Below are 26,604 nucleotides of genomic sequence, written 5' to 3' on the forward strand. Positions count from 1 at the left end.
AAGTAACAAAATACCTTCTCCAAAAGAGACAGTCGTTCGGTGACTGTCTCTTTTACTTTTGGTTAAAACAGAAATTGGGCAGGATGGTCTGATATGAGGCGATTCCTGCTGTATATTTGCAGCTAATATATGTTTTATCTTGTTGCCTAATCTCCCGAAAAGTATTAATATAAAAAAGAGTATGTGCAAGGGAGATTTTATTGTATGGTGGAAAAGAAGACCAATGGGCAGAAGATACATGATTATGTATATAATGTAAAGCCCATACTAAATAAAGGCGGACTGTTTGCGGACGGAAGCAAATATTATGTCAGCCCACAGGAGCCGGATGTGGATCAGGATGTGAATGTCAGATTCAGGACTACAGCCGATAATGTGGATGAAGTGTTCCTTATATATAATGAAGAAAAGATACAGATGACAAAGGAGAGTTCCAACAGAATATTTGACTTTTATACGGCAACGATACCTGGAGGTCTGCCATTCATAAGATATCATTTTGAGATACATTCGGGAAGGGTCACATGCTTTTATGACAAGCTGGGACCTACGAAGCAGAACGACAGAGAGTACGACTTTGAGATATGTCCGGGATTCAAGGTACCGGAGTGGGCAAAGGGTGCGGTATTTTATCAGATATTTGTGGACAGGTTCTGCAACGGGGATACTTCCAATGATGTGCTGGATAATGAGTACGCATATATAGGTACCGGTTCAGTTCAGGTAAAGGACTGGAATCAGAGGCCGAGCATCATGGATGTGGGACGTTTCTATGGCGGAGATCTCCAGGGTGTCAAGGATAAGCTTGATTATCTGCAGGATCTGGGAGTGGATGTAATATATCTGAACCCTATATTCGTATCACCATCCAACCATAAGTATGATATACAGGATTATGATTATGTCGATCCTCATTTTGGAAGGATCGTTGACGATGAGGGTGACTGCCTTCCGGGCGGATGCCTTGAGAACAAGCAGTCGTCGAGATATATCAACAGAGTTACAAATAAAAAGAATCTTGAGGCTAGCAATCAGCTCTTTGCCGAGCTGGTTGAGGAGATACACAAGCGTGGCATGAAGGTCATCCTGGATGGCGTGTTCAACCACTGTGGTTCATTCAACAAATGGATGGACAGGGAGTGTATATACGAGAATCAGGAGGGCTACGAGAAGGGTGCGTTTGTATCGAAGGATAGCCCTTACAACACTTTCTTCAAGTTTTACAATGACAATGCATGGCCGTACAATACAACATATGATGGCTGGTGGGGACATGACACTCTTCCAAAGCTCAACTATGAAGACTCGCCGAAGCTGGTTGAGTACATTATGAAGATAGCAAGGAAATGGGTGTCACCTCCGTATAATGCAGATGGATGGCGACTTGATGTGGCTGCGGATTTGGGACATTCCCCTGAGTACAATCACCATTTCTGGCGGGAGTTCAGGAGAAATGTAAAAGAGGCTAATCCGAATGCCATTATTCTGGCGGAGCACTATGGTGATCCGAAGAGCTGGCTGAAGGGCGACCAGTGGGATACAGTCATGAACTACGATGCGTTCATGGAGCCTATCACATGGTTTCTCTGCGGTGTTGAGAAGCACAGCGATGAGTTCCGCGGAGACCTTCTGGGTAATTACGATGCGTTCAAGGGTGCGATGAACTACCATATGTCCAGATTCCTGAGACCATCGATAGACGTGTCCATGAATGAGCTGTCCAACCACGACCATTCCAGATTCCTCACGAGAACCAACAGAAAGGTCGGACGACTTCACACCATGGGAGCGGATGCCGCCGATCAGGGCGTGGACAAGGGTATATTCAGACAGGCTGTCGTATTCCAGATGACATGGCCGGGCGCTCCTACCATATACTATGGCGATGAGGCCGGTGTGTGCGGATGGACAGATCCAGACAACAGAAGAACTTACCCGTGGGACCACGAGGACAAGGAGCTTATACAGTTCCACAAGGATATGATAAGAATACACAAGTCCTACGAGGCACTTAAGTCGGGCTCTGTATTATATCTCCACGGCGGACACAAGATACTCTGCTATGGAAGATTTACTGACAACAAGCAGGTGGTAGTCATCATGAACACCAACTATGAGGATGTGGATCTGAAGCTTCATATCCGTCAGATCGGAGTGTACAACCATTCGATCCTCAGAAGAGTCATGCTGACAAATGAAGAGGGCTATACACTGGAGCCACAGGATTTCATGGTGGAGCACAACGTACTCACGATCAAGGCTCCAAAGATGAGTGCGATGGTGCTTGTTCGTGCCTGATGGCCGGAAGACAAAGATATACAAGACAAAGATATACAAGACAAAGATATATGACATAAAAATATAAAAAAGTTCCTTTGGACGAATGATGTTATTGAAAGAATCATTTGCCGGGGAGCTTTTTTATTTGCAAGAGTAATGCTTGCACAGAAAATGGATTGAAAATGGAATTGCTTGCCCGTGTTATCGTCTAAATCTGCGGCGAGCCGAATTCTATGTTTGTCCATGACTTTGTAACGATCCAAGAAACACCATCCAAGAAACACAATTTAGAAAACAGATAGATTAAACTACAGGTTGGGTGAAAAATATAGGGAGATAGGGTATATTGGACAAAATAGTATTGTAAAGAAGGAGGCAGATAGAATATGAGAGTATTGCTTTTGCTTAGGGGATCTGCCGGTTGTGGCAAATCTACATGGATCGAGCAGAATGGATTAAAACCATACACACTTTCAGCGGACGACATCAGACTGCTTTGTCAGAGTCCGGTGCTGCAGGTGGATGGTACGAGAGGAATCAGTCAGAACAATGATGGTACGGTGTGGAAGACATTGTTCAGCCTTCTTGAGATCCGCATGCAGAAGGGCGAATTTACGGTGATAGATGCCACGAATTCCAAGACTTCGGAGATGAACAGATATAAGAATATGTGTGAGACGTACAGATACAGAATGTATTGTGTAGATTTTACAGATATACCTATAGAAGAGGTGAAGAGAAGAAATGCCGGGAGGGAGGAGTTCAAGAGGGTATCAGATGACGTTATTGACAAGATGTACTCCCGCTTTGCCACACAAAAGATCCCTTCGGGAATCACGGTCATAAAGCCGGACGAGCTTGACAGCATCTGGATGAAGAAGAGGGATTTCTCCCAGTATAAGAGGATCCATCACATCGGGGACGTTCACGGATGCTATACAGCGCTGATGAAGTATCTGGATGACAATGGCGGTATAAAGGATGATGAGTTCTATATATTTACAGGTGATTATATCGACAGAGGCGTGGAGAATGCGGAGGTTGTAAATTTCCTGATATCTATCATGGACAGGAAGAATGTTCTCATGCTTGAGGGCAATCACGAGAGATGGCTGTGGCTGTGGGCAAATGACTGCACCGGCAGGTCGAAGGAGTTTGAGCTTGTGACAAGACCAATCCTCGATGCTTCCGGAATCGACAAGAAGGAGGTGCGGAAGCTTTACAGAAGGTTTGGACAGTGTGCTTACTATAGCTACGGTGATAATGTATATCTGGTGACCCATGCGGGACTCAGTGTGATTCCCGACAATCTCACATTTGTGGCAACTGATCAGATGATACATGGAGTCGGAGCTTACAATGATTTCGAGAAGATCGCAGAGACATTCTACGGGAAGATGCCGGCGAATTACTATCAGATCCATGGACACAGGAACACCAAGCTGCTCCCGGTGCGGGTGAATGACAGAGTGTTCAACCTTGAGGGCAGAGTCGAGTATGGCGGGGAACTCAGATGCGTTCGGGTGGATGCTGATGGAATCCATGAGGTGGAGATCCACAATGATGTGTTCAAGGCACCTGAGATACAGGAGGAACAGACCGTTACCACAAGCTCTGTTGCAGATGTGATCATCTCCTTGCGGGGGAACAGGTACATACAGGAGAAGACATTTGGCAATATTTCGTCATTCAACTTCACGAGCAAGGCATTCAATGACAGGGTGTGGGATGAGCAGACCACAAGAGCAAGGGGCTTGTACATTGACACATTCAAGGGAAGAGTCGCAGCGAGGGCGTATGACAAGTTCTTTAATATCAATGAGCGCCCTGAGACAAAGTTTGATATGCTGCAGAATAAGCTGCAGTTTCCGGTGACTGCCTATGTCAAGGAGAACGGTTTCCTGGGACTCGTGAGCTACGATGAGTACAACGACGATCTGTTGATAGCGAGCAAATCCACCATAGAGGGACCATTCACCGGCTGGCTGAAGGATATGATATATGAGAAGGTGACACCGGAGAATATAGAGAATATGAAGCGGTTTGCGAAGGACAATAATGTGACATTTGTATTTGAGTGTGTTGATATGAAGCATGATCCTCACATCATAGAGTACCCGGAGAGCAATCTGTATCTGCTTGATATAGTTTACAACCAGATAAACTATGCAAAGTATGATTACGATGCGATGTGTGATACAGCCCACCGGTTCGGCCTGACACCAAAGAAGAAGGCTTGCGAGCTTGCAACCTGGCAGGAGTTCTATGACTGGTATTATGATATCCTTGAGGATGATTACGAGTATAACGGCAGAGTCATAGAGGGGTTTGTCATCGAGGACAGCGACGGATATATGACAAAGCTCAAGCTTGCATACTACAATTTCTGGAAGTTTATGAGGACAATATCCCATGAGGCTATCAGAAACGGATATATCAAGAAGACATCGGCACTCACCACCCCTCTTGCAAATGAGTACTATGCGTGGGTGAGAAAGCTTCACGATACAGAGGATCCCGCAAATGTTCCGAGGGATATATGCACGCTTAGAAGATGGTTTTATAATGACATGAAGCAGGCGGAAGGCGATAGCCTGATATAGGTGATCATAAGAGATAACACGGTGAATGTTTGACGGGTTATGTTATATCATGGCAGCAGCCAGACATAGAAAATTATCCAGGCTGCTGCATATATTTACATGGTACGCTGAGTAGGAATGAGAGGTGATATTGTATGATATTTTATACGTCAGATCTTCATTTTGGACATGCAAATGCTATAAAATTTGATGAGAGACCATTTACAGATGTGGATGATATGGCTGATGGAATGATACATAACTGGAACAGCAGGGTAGGAAAGAATGATACAGTGTATATTCTCGGGGATTTCTGCTTTAAATTGAAAGATCCGGAGCCGATCCTTGCAAGACTTAAAGGACACAAGCGCCTCATCCTTGGCAATCACGATCAGGTAATAATGGGAAGTGAGAAGCTGCAGTCCTACTTCGACGATATACAGAAGATGGACTATGTGAGCGACAGAGGTAAGCTGATAGTTATGTGTCACTTTCCGATAGCTGAGTGGAATAAGAAGAAAAGCGGGGCATACCATTTCTATGGACATATCCACAAGAGCAGTCCTGAAGTGTACAGATTCATGACCGGCCAGGGACGTGCTTACAATGTAGGCTGCATGATCAACAACTACATGCCGTGCACCGCTGACGAGATCATCCGAAATAACGAGATATATCAAGCCAGATTACAGTCAGAGGCTAAATGATAAGAGGTATAAGGACGTATGTATATGTAACTGGCAACCTGTATTTTCAAGTTTTGTAATTCCACATGCTTCCAATAACTGCCGGAAGTAAAATCAGAATGCATCATGTAGCGAAAACATAGAAGTAAACGGAAAAGAAGGAATAAGGAGGAATTGTATAATTATGAAAATATTAAATGACATATAGTGTAATTTAATGCTATAAAAAACCAGCCCATAGGTGTTAACGAAAAAGTAGATTACCTCCGGGAAAGCATAATAAAAAGCCTACACGGTGGTGTTGAAAATCGGTAGCGCAGACCTTCCTGCCTTGGCATTTTCTTGCTAAGTCGCAGACCTCAACGTCCTTATCGAGGTCGGAGACGCATGCAGATAGAAAATGCCAAGGCAGGAAGAAGTCAAGTGTGATTTTCAACACCGCCGTGCAGGCTTTTTGCGCTTTCCCGGATGGGCACAATCCCTCGTCAGCACCTATGGGCGTCCGTCTCAGCACCCATGGGCGTCCGGCAGTTAATTCTTGGGAGGCAGCGTAATGTAATTTCGATCCACCGCCTGGAACAGCTTCGGCCGGAAATTCTCCTTGGTAAGTTCGAATATGGAGTGTGACACCAGGAAGTAATAAGCCTCCACAGCCTGATCCACGTTGATACTCGTGATCTCCGGGCTGTTCAGGTATCCCTTGATGGCAACGGTGAGACCCATTACCAGATACTTACATATAATAAGAGGAGACAGCATAGGATTGTCAGGAATCTGATCCGTGTCAAATATCTTCAGGTGTTCTTTGAAGAAACTGGTGAACTGTTCGATCATGACCTGCTCAAAGCTGTTCTGCCCGGTTGTCTCAAAAAGCTTTCTGTAAAGCTTCGCTTCATTAATAATGTGTGTGAAGAGATATTTTATGGCCTCAAGGATCATGTTGTGCTCAAGCAGTACCTCCAGTTCCTTGGTCACCTCATTGTAGAGCATGTAATCCATCAGCTCATATTTGTCTTTAAAATGTCTGTAGAATATCGGTCTTGATATTCCGACGTCTTCAGCGATCATCGTGACAGTGATCTTATCAAAGGAATATTCGTTTACAAGCTTTTTGAAGCTTTTGATAATTTTATCTTCAGTCTTTTCCTCGCTTGGATTAGGCACTTTCCCAAACCTCCCTCAGTTTATAATTTGTTTATAATCAATTTTGAATATGTGTTCAAACGTTTGTTACAGATTAGCATATTTGTAACAAAATGTAAACGTTTTCGTATTTTGGGTAGTTTATTTAAGAAATATCAGGTTGTATAATCCACCACAGAATAGAAAAAGGAGATGTTATGGCTATGTTAAAACTAGGAGAAAAGATAGTAAGTGCGAGGGTCGTAATACTGATTCTCAGCTTAGTTCTTCTCATACCAGCGGCATACGGTTATATCAAGACCAAGGTAAACTACGATATTCTGTCATATCTTCCGAAGGATATCGAGACCATGAAAGGTCAGGATATACTGGTTGACCAGTTCGGTACAGGAGCCTTCTCACTGTATGTGGTAGAGGGGATGGAAGACAAAGATGTATCCGCACTGAAATCAAAGATTGAAAAAGTAGACCATGTATCAAAGGTTATATGGTATGACAGCTTTGCAGACCTGTCAGTCCCAAAGGATATGCTTCCTGAAAGCCTTTATGATGCATTTAACAATGACGAAAAGAATGCCACAATGATGGCCATCATATTTGATGATACCACATCGGCGGACGGCACAATGGATGCCATCGAGGAGATAAGAAGCATATCAAACAAGCAGTGCTTCCTGTCCGGTATGTCAGCGGTTGTCGTCGATACCAAGAAGCTGTCAGAGAAGGAGACCCCGATATACGTACTTATAGCGGTTATCCTGAGTAGTATCATACTGGCGATCACAATGGACTCTATCATGATCCCGGTACTCTTCCTTACAAGTATAGGAATGGCGATCGTGTACAACCTTGGATCAAATATCTTCATGGGTCAGGTATCATACATAACAAAGGCGCTGGCTGCGGTACTTCAGCTCGGAGTTACAATGGATTACTCCATATTCCTGTGGCACAGCTACAAGGCACAGCAGAAGGAATACACGGATAAGAAAGAGGCTATGGCACACGCCATCGCAGAGACAATATCATCAGTTGTGGGAAGTTCCATAACAACAGTTGCCGGATTCGTTGCACTGTGCTTCATGAGCTTTACCCTCGGACTTGACCTTGGTATCGTCATGGCAAAGGGTGTCGTACTCGGAGTTATCGCATGTGTAACGATACTTCCATCACTCATCCTTGTATTTGACAAGGCGATAGAGAAGACAACACACAGAGTAATACTTCCAGAGTTCAAGGGAGTAGGAAAATTCATAGCTAAGCACTACAAAGTATTCCTTGTATTGTTCGTGATCATCCTGATCCCTGCAATATACGGATACAATCATACAAAGGTTTATTACAAGCTGGATTCATCACTTCCAGACAGCCTGGAGAGTGTTCAGGCCAACACAGAGCTGGCTGAGGTATTCAACATGAATTCAACACATATGATACTTGTCACAAATGATCAGAGTGACAAGGACACAAGAAACATGATGTCAGATATCGAGAACATCGATGGAGTTAAGTTCTGTCTCGGACTTGACAGCATCATTGGATCAGGTATTCCAACCGACTTCATACCTTCAGATGTCACAGAGGCGCTCAAGAGCGATGACTGGCAGTTGATACTCGTCGGATCAGAGTACGAGGTTGCTTCAGATGAGGTTAACAATCAGTGTACAGAGATCGATAATACCATCGATTCATACAACGAGAAGAACATGCTGGTTGGTGAGGCTCCTTGTACAAAGGATCTTATCACTATAACAGATAAGGATTTCGCATCTGTAAGTACAGTATCCATCGGAGCGATATTCATCATCATCCTCTGTGTATTCGGTTCAATATCACTGCCAATCGTACTTGTGGCAGTCATAGAGTTTGCGATATTCATCAATATGGGTATCCCATGCTTCACCGGAACAGAGATACCGTTCATAGCTTCAATAGTTATCGGTACTATCCAGCTCGGCGCGACGGTTGATTACGCCATACTGATGACAACGAAGTACAAGAGAAACAGACTGAACGGATACAGAAAGTTTGACGCCGTGGCAACAGCATGCCAGGAGTCAGTACAGTCCATAGTTGTCAGTGCACTTTCATTCTTCGCTGCAACATTTGGCGTAGGTCTTTACTCAGATATAGATATGATCAGCGCGCTGTGTACACTTATGGCTCGTGGAGCACTAATAAGTATGTGTGCAGTTATCCTGATGCTTCCATCAGCACTGATGCTCTTCGATAAGGTCATCATGTTCAGATACAGGAAGAACCTGATGGATGGACCATCAGCGAAGGTTAGCGATGAGGACACTGCAGCCACTCAGGTATAGCAGTTATAAACAGATGTAACTACGGAACTTTTGTAATCTATGAAAAGAGGTAATAATATGATCAAATGGAAGAAATATATATGCGTTGCATTATCAGCAGTTATGATGGCATCACTGGCAACAGGATGCGGAGATACAAATGACAGCTCATCCTCAGACAAGGCCGAGGCTACAACCGAGAGCGAGTCAGACACACTTCAGGATGCACTTACATCTGAGATATCCAAGGATGGCACATCTGACGCAGACAAGGAAGAGACAGTATATGTCCTTGCCGATGCAAATGGAAATGCAAATGACGTTACAGTCAGCACATGGCTGAAGAACTCAGACGGTGCAGAGGGACTCAACGACAAGACAAACCTCACAGACATCCAGAACGTGAAGGGCTATGAGGAATACAAGGACAACGGCGATGGCACTATAACATGGGCTGCAAATGGATCAGATATCTACTATCAGGGCAAGTCAAATGAGGAGCTCCCTGTTGACGTAAAGGTAACATACAAGCTGGACGGCGAGGAGATAGAGCCTTCAGAGCTTGCAGGCAAGAGCGGTAAGGTCACCATCAGATTTGATTATACCAACAACACCAAGAAGACAGTCACAGTGGACAGCAAGAATACAGAGGTCATCTCACCATTTGTAATGCTCTCAGGAATGATCCTTCCTGTAGATAAGTTCTCAAACGTTCAGGTTGAGAATGGTAAGGTCATCTCAGAGGGAAGCAACCAGATCGTAGTCGGATATGCAGTTCCTGGATTCAAGCAGTGCTTACAGGATGGTATAAATGACAGCAAGATAGAGACAGCACTTGATAACATAGATGTACCTGATTATGTTGAGGTTACAGCGGATGTCACAGACTTCGAGCTCTCAATGACCATGACGGTTGCAGCAAGTGACCTTCTCGGATCAAGCGCAGAGGATGCCATAGACGAGGTTAAGGACAAGGCAGATGTGAGCTCACTCACAGACAGCGTAGATCAGCTCGGTGATTCTGCAGATCAGCTCGAGGAGGGTTCAGGAAAGATCACAAATGGTCTGGAGACTCTGAAGGATGGTACTTACTCACTGAAGAAGGGCGCTGACACACTGGCAGACGGTGCAGCTTCACTTGAAACTTACACAAGCCAGCTTGCAGCAGGTACTTCACAGATATCAACAGCCATGGGAACTCTGGACGATGGAATCAAGTCTATAAAGGATGGTTCATCAGCTCTCAACGATGGTGCAAAGACACTGGCAACAGGAGCAAAGACAGTCGATACAAGCGTTGGCACACTCAAGAGCGGAGCTGACAAGCTGAACAGTGGTGCAAATAAACTTCAGGCAGGCTTTGAGGGAACGGACAGCAATCCTGGACTTTCCAAGGGCGCAAGCTCACTGGCATCAGGAGCAAGCAATGCATATGCAGGTTCACAGGCACTTGCAAAGGGCGCTACAGAGCTCAATAATGGTGTGAACACATTGATCACCATGCTGACAGGAATGCCATCACAGATCGTAAGCCAGGCTCAGTCAAATGTATACAGCCAGCTCGGCGGTTCCATAACAAGCGAGGCCGGAATAGATGCGGCTATGTCACAGCTTGAAGGAGCACTTGCATTAGGTAAGACTACTCTGGATGCGGCAAAGGGCGATGGAACATACGATGCATATTTTGCACAGTACACAGGCCTTGCAAAGGCAAAGGGTGCTCTCAATGCGATCGATCAGATAGGAACGACCCTCACAGCTACTTTGACTTCAGAGGAGACAACAGCACAGATAACAGCATTACAGCAGGGTGCTGAGACACTGGATACCAAGATGGGCGAGTTGTCAACAGGACTCAAGACCATCAGTGACGGTGCTTCAAGCATTTCAACAGGAATCGATTCCGCATATGCAGGTGTCAAGGCAATCGCAAAGGGAACCGGAGATCTCTCAAGTGGTGCAGCAGCACTCAAGAAGGGTACAAAGACTCTCAGCGATGGAGCAGCTACAATATCAACAAATATGAACACACTGTATCAGGGAAGCTTAACACTGGCAAATGGAAGCAGCCAGTTAAAGACAGCGGCAGGAACTCTTGATTCAAGTGCAGGCCAGATCGCAGCAGGAGCAAAGACCCTCAGTGATGGAGCATCACAGCTTGACAGCGGAAGCAAGACTCTGGATGACGGAGCAAAGGAGCTTGTAACAGGTTCAAAGACTCTCAGCGATGGAATGAAGCAGTTCAACGAAGAGGGTATCAAGAAGATCACAAAGCTGTTTGCAGGCAACTATCAGGCAGACATTGATTATATAGAGGCACTCTTCTCAGACGACACAACTTACACAAGTTTCACAGGTACTATCGATGGTACAAAGAGCACAGTTAAGTTCATATATGAGACAGGTGCGATCAAGTCTGACGCTGAAAAATAAGCGAAAAAACAATGAAAATCTTCGTGTTGACTTTACTGTAGCCTTAGGTTATAGTATAAGCGTCCGTGAGGATAATGGTAACATTTACTATAGTTTAGGAGGATTAGAACATGTTTGATAAGGTTAAGGCAATATTCGAGGAGCAGTTAGGAGTTTCACAGGACGAGATGAAGCTTGACACAAACTTCAAGGATGATCTTGGTGTTGATTCACTTGATCTTTACGAGATCGTTATGAAGCTTGAGGATGAGTTCGATGTTGAGATCCCTGCTGAGGAGCTCGATGACGTAGCTACATTTGAGGACGTACTTAACTACCTTAAGAGCAAGGGTGTTGAGGAGTAATATTGCTAACTGAACAGATTGGACTGTTTTGAATACATTTGTTATTCAAAGTTGTCATGTATCGGACATGACATAACTTTGGTAGCCAGCCAGGACATGAGTCCTGACTGACCATCCAAGGTTATATATATTATATGAGAGTTTATTTACAGCAGATGCTTTGAGCCGTGGGGCTTGATGGCATGTGCTTTTTTTGTGCGTTAATACACCGCCAAGCGACACCGGCATCTCCGAGCTTGCTCGGTAGATGTCGGTGTCATTTGGCGGTTAAGCGGTACATGAAACACCGAAGGCCGGCAGGCCGGAGTGTGAATGTACTGCGTCAGGTTGCGGGAGCACGAAGTGCGGAGCAACCTGGGGTATTAACGCACATAGTATTCGTGAGCCGTGCGACACAATCATCTCCGAGCTTGCTCGGTAGATGATTGCGTCATTAAACGCACATGCGGCATCTTGACCTTGCGATTTTGCGAGGCATGGCATATAATAGCAAATGACTTGTGATTTCAAAAGTCTGCATAGTGGCAGGATAGATATAAATATAGAAAATAAAGGTTAAAAGAAAGGAAAAAAGAAATGGGTAAGACAGCAGTTATATTCCCAGGTCAGGGCGCACAGTATGTGGGCATGGCAAAGGATTTTTATGACAGTTTTGAGGACAGCAAGAAGGTATTTGACGAGGCAGATGACGTTCTGGATATAGAGCTTAAGAAGATCTGTTTCGAGGAGAACGATGACATCAACAAGACAGAGTACACACAGCCGGCCATGGTTGCTGCAGAGGTTGCCATATATGAGCACCTGAAGAACGCAGGTCTCAAGGCTGATGTATTTGCAGGACTCTCACTCGGTGAGTACAGCGCACTTGTTGCAGCAGGAGCCATGACTCTCGCTGACGGCATCAAGACAGTTAGAAGAAGAGGTATCCTCATGCAGAACGAAGTACCTCTCGGAATGGGCGGAATGGCAGCAGTCATAGCAATGGACGCTGACAAGATTGCCGAGATATGTGAGAACACACCTGGCAAGGTACAGATAGCAAACTACAACTGTCCTGGACAGATCGTTATATCAGGTGAGGCAGAGGCTGTTAAGGCAGCATCAGCAGCACTTGCAGAGGCTGGAGCCAAGAGAGTTATCCCACTCAACGTAAGTGGTCCTTTCCACTCACAGATGCTTGTTCCAGCAGGAGAGAAGCTTTATGACTTCCTTCAGGGCGTGGATGTTGCAGAGGGATTTGCTCCTTACTACTGCAATGCAGACGCAGAGGAGATCACAGACGCAGCCAAGGTAAAAGAGCTTCTGAAGAGACAGGTGTACTCATCAGTAAGATGGCAGCAGACAATAGAGAACATGATAGCTGACGGTGTTGACACATTTATCGAGGTCGGCCCGGGCAAGACTCTCACAGGCTTCATGAAGAAGATCAACAGAGAGGTAAAGAGTATAAATATTGCAACTGTAGACGATTTAGCGAAATTGGAGGAACTGAATGCTTAAGGACAAGGTAGCAGTGGTAACAGGTGCCGGAAGAGGTATCGGACGTGAGATAGCAAAGACATTTGCCGGATACGGCGCAAAGGTAGTAGTAAACTTCAACGGCTCAGAGGAGCGCGCAAACAGCCTGGTTGAGGAGGTCAAGGCAGCAGGCGGAGAGGCAGTTGCATTCAAGGCAAATGTTGCAGATTTCGCTGAGGCTGAGGCACTCATGAAGTTCGCAGTTGCTACATATGGAAGAATAGATATTCTCGTGAACAATGCGGGAATCACAAGAGACAATCTTGTACTTGGAATGAAGGAGGCTGATTTCGACGATGTTATCAATATCAACCTCAAGGGTACATTCAACTGTATCAAGCATGTGTACAGAACCATGATGAAGCAGAAGTACGGACGTATCATCAACATGTCATCCGTAGTAGGTATAGAGGGAAATGCTGGACAGGTGAACTACGCAGCATCCAAGGCTGGTGTTATAGGTATCACCAAGTCTATAGCCAAGGAGCTCGGAAGCCGTGGAATCACAGCGAACGCCATCGCTCCTGGATTCATCAAGACAGACATGACAGATGCACTCTCAGACAAGGCAAAGGAGGCTATGCTTGACCATATCACAGTCAAGAGACTTGGTGAAGTATCAGACATCGCTGAGACAGCAGCATTCCTTGCTTCAGATAAGGCATCATACATAACAGGTCAGGTCATCAAGGTTGACGGTGGCATGAGCCTGTAGGATATACAGATCACGATCTGGAATAATACAAATAGAAAACAGGGTATCGCAACAATGTTGTGATACCCTGTATCTGTAATATGAACATTATAAAGTTATGTTTTATTTCTTGTTCAGTTTGGAGAATTCCTTTGCAAGCCCAAGAAGCTGTGCGTGCTGATGTTCTGTCAACTGGGTTGTATCAATATACTTGGCACTTGAATCATCCCCTTTGAGAAGATAATCAGTGGAGCAGTTGAAATATTCAGCGATGCGGAGAATCATGCTCACAGACGGGTCGATGGAATTGTTCTCCCAATTGCTTATAGTCTGGAATGCCACTGATAACTCCCCTGCAAGCTCTTTCTGTGTCATCTTGTTCGCGGTGCGCAGTGTTCTTAATTGTTCACCTATCATAATAATCAGAGCTCCTTTAAATCCAAAAAAACGTAGTGACCCTCACTAATTAATAATAGCTGAATGGTATTGGGTTTACAAAAGATAAAACTATACTTATAATAGAAAAATGGCTTTTTTTGTCATATTTTGGGCATTTGTTATTGATCAGATGTACTCTGATAGTAATGTGTGCATGCCAGGTTGTTTTGATTCGTACAAATGTCATAATAAATCATTACAACAATTCTAGTACGTTGATTTTTCAGCATACTAGAATACTAAAAAGTGGAATAATACTATAAGCGAACAATATATCAGAATATATCAGGAGGTAACGAACATGGGAATCATGAAGAATATCGCACAGTCAGAGGTACTTAAGCTCAAGGATCAGGTGGCATATCAGGAGGGACAGGTCGTAAGTAAGACACTTGCCCAGAATGTATGCATGAGTATAACCTTATTTGCATTTGACAAGGATGAGGAGATCAGCACACACGAGTCTGACGGAGATGCATTTGTGACATGCCTTGACGGTGTGGGCGAGGTGACAATAGACGGTGTCAAGTATGAACTCCACGAGGGCGAGTCAATAGTAATGCCTGCAAAGCATCCACATGCCGTATACGGCAAGGAGCAGTTCAAGATGCTTCTGGTGGTTGTGTTCCAGTTGTAATTGAATCACGGAGAAAACCAATGAAAAAAGCAATTGTGTTATTGATCGTAATGGTGTGTCTGGCAGCCGGAATATGGGGAATCTTCATGCTGAGAGGCAGCGCGGGGAAAGCCGGGGACCACGTAGAAAATGACAATGGAAATACAGGCGTAGCTGCTGATGTCACGGAGAGCGGAACTACGACAGAAGAGCAGACCGCGGATAGCCAGGAAACGACGGAGGTGACCGAGGAGGAGAAGCCGAGTCTGGTGGATGAGACACTTGCTGGGATGACGCTTCATGAAAAGGTCTGTCAGATGATGTTTGTGACTCCGGAGGAGCTCACGGGAGAGGACGGCGTGACAGTGGCAGGGGATGCGACCAGACAGGCTCTGGAGAATTATCCTGTTGGCGGTATCGTGTACTTTGCGAAGAACCTTGAGAGTCAGGATCAGGTGAAGGAGATGATCGACAACTCCCAGAAGTACAGCAGTATAGGATTATTTGTGGCGACCGACGAGGAGGGCGGCGTGGTAAACCGCCTGATGGATACTGTCGGAACCACATATATAGGCTCCATGTACTATTACAAGGACGACGGAGACGAAACGGCATATGAGAACGCATACACCATAGCAAATGATATGTCGGCGCTTGGCTTCAATCTCGACTTTGCGCCGGTGGCGGACGTGTGGTCGAACCCAGACAATACGGTTATCGGCGAGCGCGCATACAGTGATGACTACGCTCAGGCGGCAGAGCTCGTTGGAAATGCAGTGAAGGGCTTCAACGACGGAGGAGTCATGTGCACCCTGAAGCATTTCCCGGGGCATGGAGACACGGCGGAGGACTCACATTATAGCAGTGCCTATGTGCATAGAACAAAGGAAGAGATTATGGCGGATGAGATGCAGCCGTTCAGGTCGGGTATAGAGGCGGGGGCAGAATTTGTCATGGTCGGACATCTGATCGTCCCGGATATAGACGAGGTTCCAGCCACTCTCTCATACAAGATAGCGACCGGTATTCTCAGGGATGAACTGAAGTTTGAAGGAGTTGCCATAACCGATTCATTTGAGATGGAATCCATAGCGGACAATTACAGTGTGGATGATGCGGTAGTGATGTCGGTAAAAGCCGGAATGGATATGATACTGCAGCCGAAGGATATGGCGTCGGCGGTGAATTCCATAGAACAGGCAGTGGCGGACGGCGAGCTGTCAGAGGACAGGATAGACGAGAGCGTCCGAAGGATACTCACCCTGAAGGAGAGCCGCGGACTGCTCAAATAGCAAACTATGTAGTAATCAAAACTATTTAACCTTGTTATATATATTACATTGTGGTAAAATTATTTTTATCTGGGGTGCAAAAATGCACTGTCAGCAGATAGAATGAAAAATACGAGGTATGAGATGAAAAGAGTAGTTGTAACAGGCATGGGTGCTGTGACACCTATAGGAAACAGTGTAGAAGAATTCTGGGATAATATAAAGAAGAATACAGTTGGTATCGGAGAGATCACAAAGTTTGATGTCAGCGATTACAAGTGCAAGCTTGCTGCTGAGGTGAAGAACTTTGATCCAAAGCAGTATATGGATCCAAAGGCGGCAAGACGTATGGAGCCATTTTGTCAGTATGCCATAGCAGCTACAGGCGAGGCGATCAAGGATGCAGGTCTTGACCTTGAGAAGGAAGACAGAACAAGGATCGGAACATGTATAGGAAACGGACTTGGCGGTGTGGCAACCATAGAGAAGGAGCACAAGAAGGTTGTAGAGGGCAAAGCGAACAGAGTCAGTGTAATGATGGTTCCTATGATGATATCCAACATGGCTGCGGGTAATGTTGCAATACAGTTTGGCCTTGAGGGCAAATGTACTGACATAGTTACAGCCTGTGCCACAGGAACAAACTCTATAGGAGAGGCTTACAGATATATACAGGCAGGAGAGGCCGATGTCATGGTTGCAGGTGGTGCAGAGTCACCTATCTGTGAGACAAATGTATCAGGATTTATCTCAATGACAGCGCTTTCAAGTGCAGAGGATCCTATGAGAGCGTCCATACCATTTGACAAGGACAGATGTGGATTTGTAATAGCAGAGGGCGCAGGAGTTGTTGTACTTGAGTCACTTGAGCATGCTCAGGCGAGAGGTGCCCAGATCCTGGCTGAGGTAGTCGGATATGGTTCAACCTGTGATGCATATCACATCACATCCCCTAAGGAGGATGGAAGTGGTGCAGGACGTGCCATGAAGCTTGCCATGGAGGAGGCCGGAATCACACCTGCTGACGTTGACTACATCAACGCACATGGAACAAGTACCCATCACAATGACCTCTTTGAGACAAGAGCCATCAAGTATGCTATGGGCGATGACGCATACAACGTGAACATCAATTCCACAAAGTCCATGATAGGACATCTGTTTGGAGCTGCCGGAGCAGTTGAGTTCATAACATGTGTGAAGTCCATAGAGGATTCATACATCCATCCAACAGTTGGTCTCCGCGAGACAGAGGGTGAGATGGATCTCAACTACACCATGGGCGAGGGTGTACACAAGGATATTACATATGCGCTCAGCAACTCACTGGGATTTGGCGGACACAACGCAAGTATACTTGTGAAGAAGTTCGAGGCATAATACAGGCAGGATTACTGATAATTACATATAACAGGAAAACATCACTTCAGACACAGGGGTGATGTTTTTTTGTGCGCTGCCCCAGGTTAATAAAATAAATATTTGGGGGACATAAACTAATAAAACCACAAAACAACACAAAAAAACATGAAAAACAAATGAAAACCAGAAAAACCCACAAAATGTGTTGACAATTCCACATGGCGTGGCTATGATACAAAGCAAAACAGAAGCGCGTATCTGATTTTAGAGTGCAAAGGGGCACGGAGATAGAACTGTAAAGTTTCATCTCTGTGCCCCTTTTGTTTTAACAGGGAAATCTTTTGGAGGTGGAATATGGCTACTAAATCAAGCATTATGGACACTAACAGCTACAGTGATGACTACAGTTCACTGCTCAGTAACACGACAAGGGATATGATAAACCGCCGTGAGAAATGGATGGGTGGCGCATACAGACTTTTCTATAGAAAGCCGGTCAACCTTGTGAGAGGACAGGGACAGTACCTCTGGGATGCAGAGGGGAATAAATATCTGGACATGTACAACAATGTGGCAGGAATCGGTCATTGCCATCCTGCTGTGGTCGAGGCAGTTACAGAGCAGATGAAGCTTTTAAATACCCACACACGTTATCTGCATGAGAGGATCATTGATTACAGTGAGGATCTGCTGAAGATGATGCCGGACGAGATAGACAAGATAATGTTCATGTGTACCGGTTCTGAGGCAAATGACCTGGCACTCCGAGTGGCACAGGAATACACGGGCGGCACCGGAATCATAGTTTCAAGGGAGGCGTACCACGGAACAAGTGCTCTGACATCTGGATGTTCACCAGCCCTTGGAAGTGAGCAGCCACTGCTTCCAAATGTCAGACTTATTGACACTCCTGACTATTACAGACATGGCGGTACGCCTGAGGAGTTCACCGCGTGGTACTCAGGAGAGATGCAGAAGAAGATCGATGAGCTGGAGGCAGCAGGATATAAGTTCTCATGCTTCCTTGCAGATTCTATATTCTCATCAGATGGAGTACATCCGAATCCGGTCGGTTTCCTGAAGGCGGCCATCGATGTGGTACATAAGAATGGCGGTGTATTCATAGCTGATGAGGTGCAGCCGGGATTTGCAAGAACGGGAGATGCTTTCTGGGGATTCGCCAGACATGGGATCATACCTGACATGGTGACAACAGGAAAGCCTATGGGTAACGGAATCCCGATATCAGGACTTGCCGCCAAGCATGAGGTACTCGCCGCATTCAGCGACAAACTTCCATATTTCAATACATTTGGAGGAAATCCAGTGGCTATCGCAGCCGCACAGGCTGTGCTTAATGTCATAAAAGAAGAAAAGCTGCAGGAGCATTGCAAGGTGGTCGGTGCAAAGCTTCTGAAAGCATTGCAGGAGGTAAAGGACAGACATCCTGATTCTGTGGGAGACGTCAGAGGCGCAGGCCTGTTCATTGGATTTGAGCTTGCGAAGAATGACGGCAAGAAGACTCCGGATCAGCAGAAGGCATTGGATGCCATCGAACTTCTGCGAGACAACAATGTACTGACTTCTGTTGCAGGCCCTTATGGAAATGTCTTAAAGCTTCGTCCGCCTATGGCATTCCAGGAGTGCGATATCGACTGGATAGCATCAACCCTCGATAAATGTCTGCATCAGCTTGAGTCATAGATAACACACGAAAAGGAGGAAGAATTATGAAAAAGAAGATTTGCTCAATACTTTTGGCAGCCGCACTGGCACTTACGGTGACTGCATGTGGAAGCTCTGGAGGAAGTACAGATGGGAGCACACAGGCAGTGACAACAAGCTCTGAGTCCAAGACGGACAAGGACACACTGGTGATCCTGGGAGCAGAGAACTGGCAGGCATCACTCAGCCCACTGAAGCACACTTCCACGATGATGCTTCACGCAGAGGCCATAGCTCTGGAACATCTACTGGTCATGGATGAGAAGACACAGGAGCCACAGCCTAATCTTGCTACTGAGTGGTCATATGACGACAGTCAGACAGTCTTGACGGTCAAGCTCCGTGAGGGCGTAAAGTTCCACGACGGTTCAGACTTTACCGCAGAGGATGCCGCAGCATCATGTGAGGCATATTCAAGCTCACAGAACGTATCCGGTTCATGGTGGGCAGATGAGTTAAAGTGTAAGGTCATCGACGATTATACATTTACCATAACTCCAGCATCGGGAAAGCCTCTTGGCTCTCTGGTCAACATGCTTTGTTCAACTCCGATAATGTCCGCTGACGATCTTGCAGATCCTGAGAACACTCTGGATAAGAGATACAACGGAACCGGCCCATACAAGATGGTAAGCTTTGAGAACGATACAGCGACATATGAGCTGTTCGACGATTACTGGGGAACTCTTCCTAAGATAAAGAAGATCGAGTACAAGTACGTTGCGGATGCCACAACACGTCTGTCAGCATTGCAGTCAGGTGAGGCCGATGTCATCGAGCGTGTTGATTCCGATGCGGTGTCTGTGCTTGAGTCAGACAGCAATATCGTGGTTGACAAGTTCCTCACCACAGAGTGTAAGCACCTTATTCCAAAGTTCAAGATGCCGCCTATGAATGAGAAGCTCGTCAGAAAGGCGATAGCCTACGCGATCGATTATGACGGAATCGTAAATGATATATTTGGCGGATATGCAGAGAAGGCAGACAGCTTTATCTCCTCAACTATATGGGGCTACAAGGCTGTAGGTGGTGTCGGCGAGTACGATCCTGAGAAGGCTGCAGAGTGCCTGAAGGAAGCCGGCTATGAGAATGGCGAGGGCCTTCCAGAGCTCAACATTTACACATCCGTTGGTTTTTACCCTAAGACAAAGGAATATTACGAGTACATTGCAGCTTGTTTACAGGCTGTCGGTATCAACTGTAAGGTCGTTCCACTTGATACTTCATCATGGGGCGATGTGTTATATGAAGAAACTCCTTGCTACATGATCGACTGTGGATGGCAGCCATCAGGTATCGAGCCTGAGCTGAAGCTGAATTCATGGTATGCAGCAGGTCGAATCAGCCACTATGAGCCTACGGCAGAGCTTCAGGACATCATGGACAGATTCGCAACTGAGACAGACCCAGATAAGAGAAAGCAGATCCTTCAGGACGAGTACCTTCCGGCCCTGGCAGAGGAGATGCCTGATATCCCTATCATCAAGTCCATGACTATCTTCGGAGTGAGATCAAATGTCAAGGGCCTTGAGTACACAAGTGGTGCAGATTATATCTTCACAAATGTCACAAAAGAGTAAGCGCATAGCAATACATTAGATTCACAAAAAGGGGCTGCATGTGTAAGGATACAGCATGTGGCCCTTTTTAAGAAGGGAGGAAATCAAAGTGCTGGGAACCGTTTTAAAAAGACTTGCACAGGGCATTTTTGTTACCTTTTGCGTTATATTTATCAGCTTTGTAATACTTCGAATGATACCGGGAGATCCGGCGAAGGTCATGGCTCCGACAGCAACAGTAGAACAGCAGCAGGCAATCAGAGACAGTATGGGACTGGAAAAGTCCATCCCGGAGCAGTTTAAAATGTACATGGTGAATCTGTTCCACGGAGATCTTGGAGAGTCATATTTCAAGAGCGATACAGTCCTGAATGTTATGGAGCAGGCCACACCTTTATCATTGATACTGCTGATATCTTCAGTGGTCATATCGATCATATTATCCCTGATCCTGGGAACCATCGCAGGACTAAATGGAAATAAATGGGAGGATCGTTTCATCTCGAGTATTGCGGTACTGTTCCAGTCAATGCCTAACTACTGGGTATCCTCCGTGTTGATCATTATTTTCTCAGTCAGACTTGGACTGCTGCCGTCAATGGATTATTCGGGACCTGCATCCTGCGTGCTCCCGACAGTTGCACTGGCACTTCCGCTCACGGCGGTGCTCACCAAGGTGGTGCGTTCCTCACTGATCGACAGTTACAATCAGGAATTTGTCAAGGTTGCATATGCGAGAGGAATATCGACAGTGGCGATATATTTCAAATACGCACTCAGGAATTCACTTATCCCTGTACTGATATCCCTAGGAACACAGCTTGGCTTTCTGGTAGGAAGTATCGTTGTTGTCGAGTATGTATTTAACTTCCCGGGAATCGGATACACGGTGTTAAATGCGATCCTTCGAAGAGATTACAACCTGGTTCAGGGAATTATCATTCTGTTTTCCGTATTCTTTATTGTTTTGAATATTGCCATTGATCTTGGAAGTATCCGTCTTGATCCACGAATGAGAAAAGCACAGGGAGGACTGTAATTATGAAGAAAAAAAGTAAATTTAGATCAGTCCTTCAGTGGATTGGTAAAAACAAATTATTTACACTTGGAATCATTATTGTAGGAATCTATCTCCTTGCCGGAATCTTTGCGCCGCTCATCGCGCCGTCGGACCCGGGCAAGGCAAACCCATCCATCAGATTATTGAAACCGTTTCAGGATCCGGCACACTGGCTGGGAACTGATGCCATAGGACGTGATCTGTTCTCGAGACTTTTGTATGGGATCCGTACCTCAGTCATAATTGGTTTCTGCAGCGTTCTGCTGGCCGCCATCATAGGACTGATAGTCGGAATCATATCCGGTCTCACAAGTCCGGGACCTCTGGATTCAGTGCTGATGAGAATCACCGATGTACAGATGGGATTCCCATTTATCGTACTTGCCATGATCGCACTCACACTGTTCGCACCGAATGAGGTGTCGGTAACCATAGTGCTGAGTCTGGCACTGTGGCCGGCCTATGCGAGAACGGTGCGGTCAAATGTAATACCCCAGAAGAGCACAGATTATATCGCAGCGGCAAAGCTCATGGGGGCGAGCTCATGGAGGATATCCACGAAGTATATCGGCAAGAATCTGATCCCTGCCATGCTTCCTCTCATACCGCTTGATATCGCCGGAATGATCATCAACGAGAGCTTGCTCAGCTACATGTCACTCGGTATAAATCCGCCAAAGATATCCCTTGGAAACATAATGTCCGATGCCCGTGGCTATATTGCATCTGATGCATGGTATATCATGATCCCCGGCATCGTTCTTATCATCATGGTTCTCGGACTGAATTTTATCGGTGACAATCTTCAGGTTCATTTCGATCCAAAGCTTCGCAAATAGGAGGATAACAGTATGGATAATAATACAGAAAAAGATACAGATGTGATCCTTGAGGTAAAGGATTTAAAGACCTATTTCAAGACCGGTCCGCACAAAGTCGTGAAAGCAGTTGAGGGAGTCAACTTCTCACTGCGGAAGGGCAAGGTGCTTGGAATAATAGGAGAGAGTGGTTCTGGCAAGAGCGTGACGGCGAGATCGATACTGAGGATCGTGGAATCTCCGGGTTACATAGCAGGCGGCGAGATCAGGTTCAAAGGTCAGGATATACTGAAGCTCCCAGAGAAGGAGATGAAGAGCATCCGTGGAAATGAGATCTCCATGATATTCCAGGATCCTACTACATCGTTCAATCCCTACATGACAATTGGAGCACAGCTTGCCGAGGCCTATAACGCACATACCCCATCGGGTTCAGAAAAGGCAAAACAGGAGATAATGAGAGTTCTCAAGCTTGTCGGAATAACCAACGGCGAGGAGGTCATAAAGAAATACCCGTGTGAGTTCTCAGCGGGTTTCAGACAGAGGATATTCATAGCGATGTCAATGATATTGTACCCGGATCTGCTCATAGCGGACGAGCCTACAACAAGTCTTGGAATCACCATTCAGGCGGAGATCATCGAAGCCCTCAGTGAGGTGCAGAAGCAGACCGGCATCTCCATCATGATAATCACCCACGACTTTGGCGTGGTGTCCCAGTTCTCAGACGACATATTTGTCATGTATGCGGGAAGATGCGTGGAGTCGGCATCCAAGAAGGATCTGCTCAGAAATCCAAAGCATCCTTATACGGTTGGACTTATCCGTTCTGTTCCGCTTCTCGAGGCTCGTAAGACGAAGAGACTGAAATCCATTCCGGGATTCCCGCCGGATATGTCAAATGTCCCGGAGGGATGTCCATTTGCTTCCCGTTGTGAATATGCGAAAGATATATGTCATAAAGAGGTGCCGGCACTGAAACCGGTTGGAGAGGGACATATGTGTGCCTGCCATTTCCCACTGGATTATGACATTAACGAAGATACAGAATTGGGGTGATCATATGAAGGATATAGTATTATCTTGCGATAATCTGCTGAAGCAGTATCCGGTGAAAAAGGGAATGTTCAACAAGGTTGTCGGACAGAAGAACATAGTCGACCATGTCTCGCTGGAGCTGGAAAAGGGCAAGACACTTGCGATCGTCGGAGAGTCGGGCTGTGGCAAGACGGTGCTGACGAGAGTCCTGCTGGGAATAGAGGACAAGACGGACGGAAGTATCGTATTTGAAGGAAAATCCGTGGACGATATGACGCCCCAGGAAAAGAGCGATATGAAAGCAAAGATACAGATGATCTTTCAGGACACTCTGGGATCGCTGCATCCGAGAATGAGTATCCGTGAATCACTTGAGGAGCCATTGATCCTGAATGGAGTGAAGGACAAGGAGGAGAGGGAGAAGATCATTCTGGACACACTTTCACAGGTTGGAATGGCACCGATGTTCCTTGACAGATATCCGCATCAGTTATCCGGTGGACAGAGACAGAGGATAATCATAGCGCGGTGTCTGGTCGTCACACCGAAGATCATATTTGCCGATGAGCCTATATCGGCACTGGACGTGTCATTGCAGGCACAGGTCATAAATATGCTGATGGATCTGCAGGACAAATATAAGTTGTCCATGCTGCTGATCGCCCACGATCTGGCTGTGGTGAGACAGATCGCGGATCAGATAAAGATCATGTATTTCGGAGAGATAGTCGAGAGTGCACCGAGCAGCGAGATATACAAGAATGCGCAGCACCCATATACAAAGGTTCTGCTCAAGGCGGCTCCGAGTATAAGCAAGGGACTTGAGGATGCGGGCTTTGACATAGACCTTAAGCCAGGTGATATACCTGATCCGGCAAAGCCGATGCCGGGATGTCCGTTCTGTACACGCTGTATATATGCGGATGAACGTTGCATGAAGGAGCGCCCGGAGGAGACAGAGGTATCACCGGGACATACGGTTCGCTGTCACAAGGCAGGACAGATATAACAGAGATTAAGGAGGAATCGTGATGGAATATAGTGCAGTCAGTACGATATGGATTATGGTAGGAACGGTACTCATTTTCTTCATGCAGGCGGGCTTTGCGATGCTTGAGACCGGCATGACGAGGGTAAAAAATGCAGGAAATATCGCCATGAAGAATCTGGTTGACTATTGTATCGGTTCGGTGACGTTCTGGTTGATAGGATTCGGAATTATGTATGGCGGCGATGGAGCTGTACTGGGTAAGATCAAAGGTGTGGCAATGGAATCGGTATATGGAGGCGGCATGCTTCCTGACGGAATCCCATTCTGGGCATTCCTGATATTTCAGACAGTATTCGCTGCGACGGCGGCGACCATCGTGTCGGGTGCCATGGCGGCGAGAACTAAATTTGCAGCATATTGTATCTACAGTCTGATGATAAGTCTGGTGATCTATCCTATATCGGGACACTGGATATGGGGAGACGGCTGGCTGGCACAGCTCGGATTCCATGATCTTGCCGGATCCACAGTTGTACATATGGTGGGCGGTGCCGCTGCATTTGCAGGAGCGTGGATGCTCGGCCCGCGTATCGGAAAGTATTCAAGAAGCGGAAAGTCGAAGAAGATACCGGGACACAGCATGCCGCTCTCGGTGCTTGGAATATTTATCCTGTGGTTTGGCTGGTTCGGTTTCAATGGAAGCTCGGTTCTGCCGTTGACAGGAGATACGGTGTCGCTTGTTGGTAAGGTGTTCTGTAACACCAATCTATCCGCTGCGGCTGGAGCAGTTTCAGCGATGTGCATAAGCTGGGCGTGGAAGAAGAAGCCGGATATCGCCATGACACTCAACGGTGCTCTGGCAGGTCTGGTTGCGATCACCGCGGGAGCCGACGTTATAAGCACACCGCTTGCGGTGTTGGTCGGAATCGTGGCCGGGGCGATAGTAGTTGGTGGAATGCATTTCATAGAGAACGTGGTAAAGATAGATGATCCTGTGGGAGCCATTGCGGCACATGGATTCGGAGGCCTGTGGGGAACTATAGCGGTTGGGTTATTCTCTGATGGAACCGCCACAAAGACAAAGGGACTGCTGCTCGGTGGCGGTGGCTATCAGTGCGGAATCCAGATCCTTGGCGGAATAGTTGTGTTCCTGTATGTATTTGCAGCTTCGGCACTACTGTTCAAGATCGTTCAGAAGACCATCGGCCTTCGTGTATCGGCTGAGGATGAGATGGATGGACTGGATATCAGTGAGCACGGATTTTCAAATACTTACACAGAGGTGCTGTCCTCAGACGGAATAAGCGCGCCTATGATGAATGTGCCTAAGATCGATGGCAAGGCATTTGACAGCACAGAAAATGCGGAGAATCTTAACATATCCAAGGTGGTCATCATAGCGAGAAAGAACAAGCTTGACGCACTGCTTCACGCCATGAATGACATAAATGTAACTGGAGTTACGATCACGGATGTGACCGGATATGGTATACAGAAGGGAAATAATGACAAATATTACCGCAGCTCGGATGCGGATCTGAACCTGCTTCCTAAGGTGAAGGTCGAGGTCATAGTCAGCACTGTACCTGTGTCCAGGGTTGTGGAAACTGCGGAGAAGGTGCTGTACTCCGGCAACTATGGCGATGGCAAGATATTCGTATACGATGTGAAAAATGTTGTGAAGGTTAGAACCGGAGAGGTTGGAAGAGAAGCATTGATTGATGAGAGCAAGTAGGAGAGGAGGCT

The 26,604-nt window shown here is 46.2% G+C and carries 20 protein-coding genes; 18 read left to right on the forward strand and 2 right to left on the reverse strand.

The features are described from left to right. The first annotated feature begins 204 nt into the window (after positions 1 to 204). The 3 genes from DWX57_RS07760 (at position 205) to DWX57_RS07770 (ending at position 5,569) form a co-directional block, all read left to right on the forward strand. Entirely contained in the window at positions 205 to 2,298 is a 2,094-nt protein-coding gene (locus tag DWX57_RS07760; protein ID WP_120123430.1) for a glycoside hydrolase family 13 protein, read from the forward strand. Positions 2,299 to 2,666: 368 nt separating this feature from the next. Further along, positions 2,667 to 4,883: an RNA ligase gene (locus DWX57_RS07765; RefSeq protein WP_120123432.1), complete on the forward strand. Its 2,217-nt coding sequence runs from the start codon at positions 2,667 to 2,669 to the stop codon at positions 4,881 to 4,883. Positions 4,884 to 5,017: 134 nt separating this feature from the next. After that, complete coding sequence (locus DWX57_RS07770; protein ID WP_022216994.1) at positions 5,018 to 5,569, forward strand: metallophosphoesterase family protein; 552 nt, start codon at positions 5,018 to 5,020, stop codon at positions 5,567 to 5,569. A 510-nt stretch (positions 5,570 to 6,079) separates the two neighbouring features. On the opposite strand, the gene DWX57_RS07775 is transcribed toward DWX57_RS07770, so the two are convergent. Then, positions 6,080 to 6,712, reverse strand: coding sequence for a TetR/AcrR family transcriptional regulator (locus DWX57_RS07775; protein WP_118649611.1), 633 nt, complete (start codon positions 6,710 to 6,712; stop codon positions 6,080 to 6,082). Between the two features lie 182 nt (positions 6,713 to 6,894). On the opposite strand from DWX57_RS07775, the gene DWX57_RS07780 reads away from it, so the two are divergent. From DWX57_RS07780 to fabG, 5 genes are all read left to right on the forward strand, one after another. Then, entirely contained in the window at positions 6,895 to 9,012 is a 2,118-nt protein-coding gene (locus tag DWX57_RS07780; RefSeq protein WP_120123537.1) for an efflux RND transporter permease subunit, read from the forward strand. 57 nt (positions 9,013 to 9,069) lie between these two features. After that, a complete protein-coding gene (locus tag DWX57_RS07785; protein WP_120123434.1) occupies positions 9,070 to 11,424 on the forward strand; it encodes a hypothetical protein in 2,355 nt (784 codons plus the stop codon). 110 nt (positions 11,425 to 11,534) lie between these two features. After that, positions 11,535 to 11,768, forward strand: coding sequence for an acyl carrier protein (gene acpP / locus DWX57_RS07790; RefSeq protein WP_022216990.1), 234 nt, complete (start codon positions 11,535 to 11,537; stop codon positions 11,766 to 11,768). A 576-nt stretch (positions 11,769 to 12,344) separates the two neighbouring features. Further along, complete coding sequence (gene fabD, locus DWX57_RS07795) at positions 12,345 to 13,268, forward strand: ACP S-malonyltransferase (RefSeq protein ID WP_015534623.1); 924 nt, start codon at positions 12,345 to 12,347, stop codon at positions 13,266 to 13,268. Further along, positions 13,261 to 14,001, forward strand: coding sequence for a 3-oxoacyl-[acyl-carrier-protein] reductase (gene fabG, locus DWX57_RS07800; RefSeq protein ID WP_055224018.1), 741 nt, complete (start codon positions 13,261 to 13,263; stop codon positions 13,999 to 14,001). The genes fabD and fabG overlap by 8 nt, the downstream gene beginning before the upstream one ends. 102 nt (positions 14,002 to 14,103) lie before the next feature. Here fabG and DWX57_RS07805 read toward each other — a convergent pair whose 3' ends face one another. Continuing rightward, positions 14,104 to 14,397 (reverse strand): helix-turn-helix domain-containing protein, encoded by a 294-nt coding sequence (locus DWX57_RS07805; protein ID WP_015534624.1) that lies wholly within the window; start codon positions 14,395 to 14,397, stop codon positions 14,104 to 14,106. 322 nt (positions 14,398 to 14,719) lie between these two features. Between DWX57_RS07805 and DWX57_RS07810 the strand changes: the two genes are divergently transcribed. The 10 genes from DWX57_RS07810 (at position 14,720) to DWX57_RS07855 (ending at position 26,593) form a co-directional block, all read left to right on the forward strand. Further along, complete coding sequence (locus tag DWX57_RS07810; protein WP_022216987.1) at positions 14,720 to 15,055, forward strand: cupin domain-containing protein; 336 nt, start codon at positions 14,720 to 14,722, stop codon at positions 15,053 to 15,055. 20 nt (positions 15,056 to 15,075) lie between these two features. Continuing rightward, on the forward strand, positions 15,076 to 16,326 hold the full coding sequence (locus tag DWX57_RS07815; RefSeq protein ID WP_117550190.1) for a glycoside hydrolase family 3 protein: 1,251 nt from the start codon (positions 15,076 to 15,078) through the stop codon (positions 16,324 to 16,326). A gap of 123 nt (positions 16,327 to 16,449) precedes the next feature. After that, positions 16,450 to 17,685 (forward strand): beta-ketoacyl-ACP synthase II, encoded by a 1,236-nt coding sequence (gene fabF / locus DWX57_RS07820; RefSeq protein WP_022216985.1) that lies wholly within the window; start codon positions 16,450 to 16,452, stop codon positions 17,683 to 17,685. 336 nt (positions 17,686 to 18,021) lie between these two features. Further along, a complete protein-coding gene (locus tag DWX57_RS07825) occupies positions 18,022 to 19,371 on the forward strand; it encodes an aspartate aminotransferase family protein (RefSeq protein ID WP_120123437.1) in 1,350 nt (449 codons plus the stop codon). Positions 19,372 to 19,397: 26 nt separating this feature from the next. Beyond that, positions 19,398 to 20,972 carry an ABC transporter substrate-binding protein gene (locus DWX57_RS07830; RefSeq protein WP_015534629.1) on the forward strand — a complete coding sequence of 525 codons (1,575 nt, stop codon included), beginning with the start codon at positions 19,398 to 19,400 and terminating at the stop codon, positions 20,970 to 20,972. Between the two features lie 88 nt (positions 20,973 to 21,060). Continuing rightward, a complete protein-coding gene (locus DWX57_RS07835) occupies positions 21,061 to 21,990 on the forward strand; it encodes an ABC transporter permease (protein ID WP_158576536.1) in 930 nt (309 codons plus the stop codon). Positions 21,991 to 21,992: 2 nt separating this feature from the next. Next, the gene (locus tag DWX57_RS07840) at positions 21,993 to 22,850 is read left to right on the forward strand and encodes an ABC transporter permease (protein ID WP_117550193.1); all 858 of its coding nucleotides are present in this window, start codon (positions 21,993 to 21,995) and stop codon (positions 22,848 to 22,850) included. Between the two features lie 12 nt (positions 22,851 to 22,862). Then, positions 22,863 to 23,888, forward strand: a complete 1,026-nt coding sequence (locus DWX57_RS07845; protein WP_015534631.1) for an ABC transporter ATP-binding protein — start codon at positions 22,863 to 22,865, stop codon at positions 23,886 to 23,888. A 4-nt stretch (positions 23,889 to 23,892) separates the two neighbouring features. Next, the gene (locus tag DWX57_RS07850; protein WP_015534632.1) at positions 23,893 to 24,876 is read left to right on the forward strand and encodes an ABC transporter ATP-binding protein; all 984 of its coding nucleotides are present in this window, start codon (positions 23,893 to 23,895) and stop codon (positions 24,874 to 24,876) included. 22 nt (positions 24,877 to 24,898) lie between these two features. Further along, the gene (locus DWX57_RS07855; RefSeq protein ID WP_120123439.1) at positions 24,899 to 26,593 is read left to right on the forward strand and encodes an ammonium transporter; all 1,695 of its coding nucleotides are present in this window, start codon (positions 24,899 to 24,901) and stop codon (positions 26,591 to 26,593) included. The last annotated feature ends 11 nt before the right edge of the window (positions 26,594 to 26,604 follow it).

Source organism: Coprococcus sp. AF19-8AC, from assembly GCF_003603115.1.
GTDB lineage: Bacteria > Bacillota > Clostridia > Lachnospirales > Lachnospiraceae > Coprococcus > Coprococcus aceti.

Bases quoted from the DNA above. Each gene is read 5' to 3' on its own strand.
- DWX57_RS07770 (WP_022216994.1), top strand. From the start codon at position 5,018: ATGATATTTTATACGTCAGATCTTCATTTTGGACATGCAAATGCTATA.
- DWX57_RS07815 (WP_117550190.1), top strand. From the start codon at position 15,076: ATGAAAAAAGCAATTGTGTTATTGATCGTAATGGTGTGTCTGGCAGCC.
- fabF (WP_022216985.1), top strand. From the start codon at position 16,450: ATGAAAAGAGTAGTTGTAACAGGCATGGGTGCTGTGACACCTATAGGA.
- DWX57_RS07825 (WP_120123437.1), top strand. From the start codon at position 18,022: ATGGCTACTAAATCAAGCATTATGGACACTAACAGCTACAGTGATGAC.
- DWX57_RS07805 (WP_015534624.1), bottom strand. From the start codon at position 14,397: ATGATAGGTGAACAATTAAGAACACTGCGCACCGCGAACAAGATGACA.
- DWX57_RS07845 (WP_015534631.1), top strand. From the start codon at position 22,863: ATGGATAATAATACAGAAAAAGATACAGATGTGATCCTTGAGGTAAAG.
- fabD (WP_015534623.1), top strand. From the start codon at position 12,345: ATGGGTAAGACAGCAGTTATATTCCCAGGTCAGGGCGCACAGTATGTG.
- DWX57_RS07760 (WP_120123430.1), top strand. From the start codon at position 205: ATGGTGGAAAAGAAGACCAATGGGCAGAAGATACATGATTATGTATAT.
- DWX57_RS07810 (WP_022216987.1), top strand. From the start codon at position 14,720: ATGGGAATCATGAAGAATATCGCACAGTCAGAGGTACTTAAGCTCAAG.
- DWX57_RS07785 (WP_120123434.1), top strand. From the start codon at position 9,070: ATGATCAAATGGAAGAAATATATATGCGTTGCATTATCAGCAGTTATG.
- DWX57_RS07780 (WP_120123537.1), top strand. From the start codon at position 6,895: ATGTTAAAACTAGGAGAAAAGATAGTAAGTGCGAGGGTCGTAATACTG.
- DWX57_RS07850 (WP_015534632.1), top strand. From the start codon at position 23,893: ATGAAGGATATAGTATTATCTTGCGATAATCTGCTGAAGCAGTATCCG.
- DWX57_RS07840 (WP_117550193.1), top strand. From the start codon at position 21,993: ATGAAGAAAAAAAGTAAATTTAGATCAGTCCTTCAGTGGATTGGTAAA.
- acpP (WP_022216990.1), top strand. From the start codon at position 11,535: ATGTTTGATAAGGTTAAGGCAATATTCGAGGAGCAGTTAGGAGTTTCA.
- fabG (WP_055224018.1), top strand. From the start codon at position 13,261: ATGCTTAAGGACAAGGTAGCAGTGGTAACAGGTGCCGGAAGAGGTATC.
- DWX57_RS07765 (WP_120123432.1), top strand. From the start codon at position 2,667: ATGAGAGTATTGCTTTTGCTTAGGGGATCTGCCGGTTGTGGCAAATCT.
- DWX57_RS07855 (WP_120123439.1), top strand. From the start codon at position 24,899: ATGGAATATAGTGCAGTCAGTACGATATGGATTATGGTAGGAACGGTA.
- DWX57_RS07830 (WP_015534629.1), top strand. From the start codon at position 19,398: ATGAAAAAGAAGATTTGCTCAATACTTTTGGCAGCCGCACTGGCACTT.